7 protein-coding genes and 1 pseudogene are annotated in these 7,188 nt (G+C 29.9%); 6 read left to right on the forward strand and 2 right to left on the reverse strand.

Annotated elements, in window-relative coordinates; all coding sequences use genetic code 11:
* Positions 1-5: 5 nt before the first annotated feature.
* The 3 genes from FOF46_RS10320 (at position 6) to FOF46_RS10330 (ending at position 3,580) form a co-directional block, all read left to right on the forward strand.
* A complete protein-coding gene (locus tag FOF46_RS10320) occupies positions 6-2,405 on the forward strand; it encodes a glycoside hydrolase family 31 protein (RefSeq protein ID WP_143916407.1) in 2,400 nt (799 codons plus the stop codon).
* Positions 2,406-2,567: 162 nt separating this feature from the next.
* On the forward strand, positions 2,568-2,963 hold the full coding sequence (locus tag FOF46_RS10325; protein WP_109438487.1) for a hypothetical protein: 396 nt from the start codon (positions 2,568-2,570) through the stop codon (positions 2,961-2,963).
* A 26-nt stretch (positions 2,964-2,989) separates the two neighbouring features.
* Positions 2,990-3,580, forward strand: coding sequence for a YdeI/OmpD-associated family protein (locus tag FOF46_RS10330; protein WP_143916408.1), 591 nt, complete (start codon positions 2,990-2,992; stop codon positions 3,578-3,580).
* A 130-nt stretch (positions 3,581-3,710) separates the two neighbouring features.
* Here FOF46_RS10330 and FOF46_RS10335 read toward each other — a convergent pair whose 3' ends face one another.
* Complete coding sequence (locus FOF46_RS10335; protein ID WP_109438489.1) at positions 3,711-4,370, reverse strand: alpha/beta hydrolase; 660 nt, start codon at positions 4,368-4,370, stop codon at positions 3,711-3,713.
* Positions 4,371-4,374: 4 nt separating this feature from the next.
* On the reverse strand, positions 4,375-5,067 hold the full coding sequence (locus tag FOF46_RS10340; RefSeq protein WP_244299604.1) for a hypothetical protein: 693 nt from the start codon (positions 5,065-5,067) through the stop codon (positions 4,375-4,377).
* Between the two features lie 567 nt (positions 5,068-5,634).
* Between FOF46_RS10340 and FOF46_RS10345 the strand changes: the two genes are divergently transcribed.
* The 3 genes and pseudogenes from FOF46_RS10345 to FOF46_RS10355 all read left to right on the forward strand — a co-directional run.
* Positions 5,635-5,994 (forward strand): hypothetical protein, encoded by a 360-nt coding sequence (locus FOF46_RS10345; RefSeq protein ID WP_109438491.1) that lies wholly within the window; start codon positions 5,635-5,637, stop codon positions 5,992-5,994.
* A gap of 42 nt (positions 5,995-6,036) precedes the next feature.
* On the forward strand, positions 6,037-6,909 hold the full coding sequence (locus FOF46_RS10350; RefSeq protein ID WP_143916410.1) for a type IV pili methyl-accepting chemotaxis transducer N-terminal domain-containing protein: 873 nt from the start codon (positions 6,037-6,039) through the stop codon (positions 6,907-6,909).
* A 92-nt stretch (positions 6,910-7,001) separates the two neighbouring features.
* Positions 7,002-7,188 (forward strand): annotated as a pseudogene (locus FOF46_RS10355) (alginate export family protein); the annotation flags it as partial.

Here is a 7,188-nt window from a genome sequence, read left to right on the forward strand (position 1 = left end):
CAAGGATGAATATCAAGTTTCTACATTTTGCAGTTTCTATAATAGTTGCGTCAACCATTATTTCATGTAAAAAAAAATATGAAGGATCTTATCAGGGTTATAAGAATTTAAATGGATATATAGAAGTTTATAAAAAAGATGGAAAATATAGGTTTAAAATCTATTCAGATAAAATTATAGAAACTTCGTTTATCCCCAAAGGAGAAACATTTGATTCTACATCTCATGCGGTTATTTTGAAACCCAGATTAACAAAGACAGCTATTGTTGATAGTGATAGTATTTTAACCATTAATACTAATGGTATTGATATTCATATTACTAAAGAACCATTTCATATTTCATACACCTACAAAGGGAAAGAATTAATATCTGAAAAAGATGGATACGTAAAAACAGATTCTTTAGAAATATTAAACTTTAATTTAGATAAAGACGAAGTAATTTATGGAGCAGGATCCAGAGTAGTTGGAATGAATAGGAGAGGTAAGAGACTTCAATTATACAATAAAGCTCATTATGGATATGAAACCCAATCAGAATTAATGAATTTTACTATGCCTTTAGTGCTTTCTTCTAAGATATATGCAGTACATTTTGATAATGCACCTATTGGGTTTCTGGATATTGATAGTGAAAAAGATAATACACTTGGGTACGAAACAATAGGCGGACGAAAAACATATCAGGTAATAGCTGGGGATGATTGGAAAAATTTAATGTATGAGTATACAGAACTAACAGGTAAACAACCTTTACCGCCTAGATGGGCTTTTGGAAATTTTGCTAGTCGTTTTGGGTATCATTCTGAAAGAGAAACTCGTGAGACCGTAGAAAAATTTGCAAAAGATAGTATCCCCTTAGATGCTGTAATTTTAGATATTTATTGGTTTGGAAAAGATATTAAAGGGCATATGGGAAATCTTGAGTTTTTAAAAGACTCATTTCCCAATCCAAAACAAATGATTAATGATTTTGCGATTAATGGCGTTAAAACGGTTCTTATTACAGAGCCGTTTGTATTAACATCTTCTAAGAAATGGGATGAAGCAGTGTCAAAAGGAGTTTTAGGAACTGATATAGAAGGGAAACCTTTTACCTATGATTTTTACTTTGGTAATACAGGAATTATTGATATTTATAACCCCAAAGGAAAAGAATGGTTTTGGAATATTTACAAAGAGCATGTTAAAGATTTTGGTGTAGCAGGTTGGTGGGGAGATCTTGGAGAACCCGAGGTGCACCCATCAGATTTACAACATGCCGTAGGAAGTGCAGACGAAGTCCATAATATATATGGTCATGATTGGGCGAGAATGATACAAGAAGGATATCATAAAGATTTTGCAGATCAGCGTCCTTTTATATTAATGCGTGCAGGGTATTCAGGATCACAACGTTTTGGTATGATACCATGGTCTGGAGATGTAAATAGAACTTGGGGAGGATTACAACCACAAACAGAAATAGCGCTTCAGATGGGAATGCAGGGGATGGGATATATGCATTCTGATCTTGGAGGATTTGCTGGTGGAGAAACTTTTGACGCTGAGTTATATACACGTTGGTTACAATATGGTGTGTTTCAACCAATATTCAGACCCCACGCACAAGAACACATTGCACCAGAGCCTGTTTTTCATGATAAGAAAACAAAAGCTTTAGCCAAGAAAAGTATTGAACTTAGGTATAGTTTGTTACCTTATAATTATACGATCGCTTTTAATAATAATCAAACAGGAATGCCTTTAATGCGTCCCTTGTTTTTTGAACATTCTAATGATAAAGAACTATTAGAACTAAGTTTTACGTATTTATGGGGAGATGATTTTCTAGTATCTCCGGTTATACAACCCGGAATAGCGTCTATGGATGTTCCTTTTCCAAAGGGAATAAATTGGTATGACTTTTTTACAGGAGAAAAATTTGAAGGAGGAGGGTATAAAACCGTTAATGTTGAAAAAGATCATATTCCTGTATTTGTAAAAGGAGGAGCTTTTATTCCGATGATAGCGCCGGTTTTAACTACAGATAAATATTCTACCAAAGATTTAGTACTACATTTTTACTATGATAGTATGGTCAAAAAGAGTTTTGGGACATTATACGATGATGATGGTAAAACACCTATGGCTTTTGAAAATGGAAAATATGAAATATTAAAATTTGATAGTAAAACATCATCAGGGGAGTTATCTATTTATCTATCTGCAAAAAAAGGAATAAATTATACATCAAGTGATCGAAACATTTCTTTAGTTATACATAATATTAATGAAAAACCAAAATCAGTTAAGATAGATGATAGATCAATTTCTTTTGATTGGAGTGAAGAAGATAAAACGGTAGTATTATCTTTTAACTGGAATTCTGCTGAAACTAAAAACATGAATATTTTGTTGTAGTACTACTGTAATTTAGGATACTATAATTTATCAGTTTTTTATGAATAATACATTATAAGGTTTGTTATATTAGAGAAGAGATAAAATTTCTTTGGTTTTATATATAAAATAGTATATTAAGGCACTTAATCAACTTAGTAACTCAACATTATATAACACAAAATGAAACTAAAGAATATACTTTTTTTGCTTATTGCCCTAAGCCTAACGGGGTGTAAATCTAATGATATATTATGGCTCAATGGTCAATGGGAAGGCGTTGGATGTCAATTAGATTTTGAAGAAACTTATACCTGGTCTATTAATCTAAATATTAATGCCACTAAAAAGTTGTTTAATATAGAATACCCTAGTCTTAAATGTAATGGAAATTGGGAATTGATAGACTATTCTAATGGTAGAGCTATTTTTTCTGAATTAATAATAGAAAACACTAATGCCTGTATAGAAAAAGGGAAAGTTATACTCACTAAAGTAGATGAAAATCATATTAGCTTTAGTTACTATATATTAAATGAGAATGAAGTTGTAGCTTTTTCAACATTAAGAAGAAAGTAAAGTAGGGTTGATGTATACATTAAGTCATGCAAAAAAATAAATCAGTAGAAGAATTCATTATAAAAAATAAAAATTGGAAAGAGGCTTTAGAGGTTCTAAGAAGTATAGCGCTTTCTACAGGATTGAAAGAAACTATAAAATGGGGAGCTCCTGTATATACGATTAACAATAAAAATGTAATAGGTTTAGGTGCTTTTAAATCTTATGTGGGTATTTGGTTTTTTCAAGGGGTATTTCTTAAGGATGTTTCTAATGCATTGGTAAACGCTCAAGAAGGAAAAACTAAAGGGCTGCGACAATGGAGATTTAATAGTGTAAAGGATATTGATAAAGATCTGGTGCTTCAGTATGTACAAGAAGCGATTCAAAATCAGAAGGATGGAAAAGAAATTAAACCAAACAAATCAAAAGATGTAAAATTTCCTCTGGAATTATCCAATGCATTAAATTCAGATTCAGATTTTAAACAATGTTTTGAGCAATTAGCTCCTTTTAAACAAAAAGAATATGTAGAATATATTGCTACTGCAAAACGAGAAGCTACAAAATTATCAAGGCTTGAAAAAATTATTCCTATGATTAACAGGGGAATAGGGCTAAATGATAAATATAGATAATTATTAAATCATAAAATTTTCGTTTATTATTGAATAGTAAAGTTATACTGTTCTTTTTGCTGGAATCTCAATCCTCTATATTACTTACCTTATTATTATTATTATTATTATTATTGATTTATAATAAGCATTAGATCAATGTACTCAGCCATTCCTTAAACTGATAAAAGTTCTGTGGAGCAACACCATGTCCTACAGGAAATTCATGTAATGAAGTTTCTATCCCTAATTCTTTAAGTAAGACAGGAGCTTTACGAGCCCAATCAACAGGGATAACCTGATCCACACTACCATGAGAACAATACAAGTTTAACTTGGAAAAGTCATTAGATTTATATCCCTCTTTTAATATATCTTCATTCAAATATCCACTAAGAGCAATTACATTGTTAACTTTTTGAGGGTAGGAGAGTGCCACGGCATAACTCAAAATAGTACCTTGACTAAACCCAAGAAGAGTAACATTATCTGAATCTAAATCATATGCATTTACAGCTTCATCAATAAAATTAGCAATCTTATCTCTGGATTCGATGGCTTGCTTGTCATCACTAAACTTACCTTGAGCAGCATCAAAATAGATAGCATACCAGGCATTTCCATATGGCTGCATAGGATACGGAGCACGAACCGAAATGATACATAACTCTTCAGGTAATTCTGCTGCAAAAGAAAAAAGATCATTTTCATCACTTCCATATCCATGAAACATAAATAACACTGGGGTTTTTTCTTTTTTGATTGATGGTGCCTGGATAATATGATATAGAGAAAGTGATTGGGTTTGCATAGTTTTATCTTATTTGTAGATGTATATGGTCATCATGTCTTACAGCCCGGCATCCTTGAAATCTAATTTTAGGACTTTGTATGCCCAAACGATATCGTAAATGAGGTTCTATAAACAACTTACTGACCTGTTTTTGTTTTACAATTTCCAAAAGTAAATCTTTTGTAGCTTTTTTAGAAAATTTTAGACTCTTGTTTACTGTTCCGAAAGTAAAATATTGAGTAAAATCATATTGCCAATATCCTTTTTGTTTGCAAATTGTGGTTTGCTGATGTTCATTTTTGGTAGGAGATTCAAATACTCCGTATCCACTAATAGAAGGTTTTTTATTAACTATATGATGTTCTTGGTTTTTATAAATAAACGAAATGTCAATTTTTTTGCCATCATCATGACTAAGATGTGGAAGTAATGGGAAATTATCAATAAAAGGAAAATTAGCATCTAGATATACTAATTTGATTTCTGGATTTGATTCTTCAAATGAATGAGCAATTTGCTGTAGTGCATTTTGTAATTGTGGTGTTACATAATTTCTATTCAAGAATTTAGTTAAAAAAGTATGTGCTTCTATAGTTGACGAATCTTTAATTTTTACTCTTCCAAAAAGAGGAGTTACATAAGGAAGGATTAAAAAGGTAACAAAAGTATATATAGAAAAAAATGTGATTGTTTTTATAATCGCTTTTTTCCTCATTTTTTTTCTTAAAAACAATAGGTCCGTACATAGATAAATAATTCCTCCTATTTGTGTGGTAACAGTTAACAAGATTATGATAAGAATCTTAACTATAATTTTTACGATTAAATTCATTAAAGTAAATATACTGATTGATTTAGATACTATTTTTTGTTTAAAGTTTATTATTTAACAAAAAATGAAATAATGTTAATTTTTAGTTGCTATTACTGTTTTGAAATGTTTTAAGTGTATGTTTTACAGTTAATTGCATTAATAAACACATGTTAATTTTTGATGTATAAACGTAATTTTATTATGGTTTAACCATAATTGTTTTATATATTGATATCATATTGATTTTCAGTTCAATATGTTTTTAAGACTTCACACAGGCTTTTATAGAAAAAAACAGGCTTATAAATTATCCAATTATCTTCTTAAGAAGGTATTTGACAGGAAGAAAATGGTATTTCAACTACTATAAGTGTTTTTTACTTATATCTAATTTAATTTAGACCCTAATAAAAGTACTATAGTACATTCAAACATATGTAAAATATTAATCATTAACCCCAATATCTTATGAATAAAATTACCTATACAATTGTGCTCTTATGTTTTGTGCAATTTGGTTTCTCGCAAACCGACAATGATTATCAAACCATAATAACCACTATATCTGAAGGGTATAATGCTAAAGATGCTAATAAAATTTTTAGCGTTTTCTCAGCTGATTTACAATCAACATTTTCTCTGGATAAAGTAAAAAGTTTTATTGAGGAGAACCACGCTTCAAAAGGTACTATGAGCGAATCTACTCTTTTAGTAGAAGAAGATGGAAATAGGAGGTATTTAACAGAATTCGAAAATGCATCCTCTGTTTTAGTTCTCGGATTATCTTCAGATAATAAAGTTAAAACATTTGCTCTAGAAGAGTATTAATACCCCAAATTTAAAATTACAATAACCTTATAATTCAATTACATGAAAAAAGAAATTTTTACACTCAAATTTATGGTAATACTATTCTTTATAGGAATAATGATGCCAGTTTCAAATACTATTATTGCCCAACAAAGCAATTCTTATGGAATGTTAAACTTTAATAAAGCAGTAAATATCTCAGGGAAACAGCGAATGCTTAGTCAAAAAATAGCAAAAGCATATTTATATATTGTGGAAAACCCAAGTGATGCTGTTGCAAAACGAGATTTACTAACCAGTAAATTGATTTTTGAAAAACAAAATAGTATCTTATTACAAAACTCGGGCTATAAAGTTACCAAGGATAGAATAGCAACAGTTGAATCAATCTGGAAAGAATTTAAAAAATTGATAGAAACTACACCTAATTATGATAATGCAAAGAAAATTATTGAGATGAATACTGATCTTTTAAAAGCTTCGAATAATGTGGTTTCTGCTATTATAGTTGAGTCTAAAGGAGCTAATAATAGTCAGGAATCTCTATTAGAAGACGATAGTTTAGGAGAAGAAGATACAGAATTAAAACAAATTATCAATATGGCCGGTAGACAACGAATGTTGTCTCAAAGGTTGGCGTTGTATTATTTTGCGAATCAACCTACAATAAAAGATAAAAATTCTGAGCAAATGTTAAAGAATGTATACAATGAATTGGACGGTGCTATTAGCATGTTATTAATCTCAAATTTTAATAACACACGAATAGATGAGAAATTAGGAGTTGCAATGTCAAAATGGGATCAGGTTAAATCTAACAAGGATAAGCTATTTAAACAAGGGATTAAGCCTGCTGATATGTACAGAATTAGTAATGAACTTACAAAAGCATTTAATGCTGTAACCAGCTTATACGAAAAGGTTAAATTGTAATTTTAAGTGTTAATTTAGTAAGAGAAAATACGTATTTATTATGAATCATAATGGTACGTATTTTTTTTATCTTCAATCTAAAATATAGAAATATGAAAATAAAAATACCTTTAATAGTATTGATTTTTACTATAATTCAAAATTATGCACAAGAATTAAGTATTGATGCAGATATCAGGCCTCGGTTAGAATATTTAAATGGTTTTGGAAGCCTTTTACCAGATGGAGTTGATGCAGGATTATTTGTACAACAACGTTCGCGTTTAAAATTTGGATATA

The organism is Aquimarina algiphila, from assembly GCF_007489275.1.
Classification (GTDB): domain Bacteria; phylum Bacteroidota; class Bacteroidia; order Flavobacteriales; family Flavobacteriaceae; genus Aquimarina; species Aquimarina algiphila.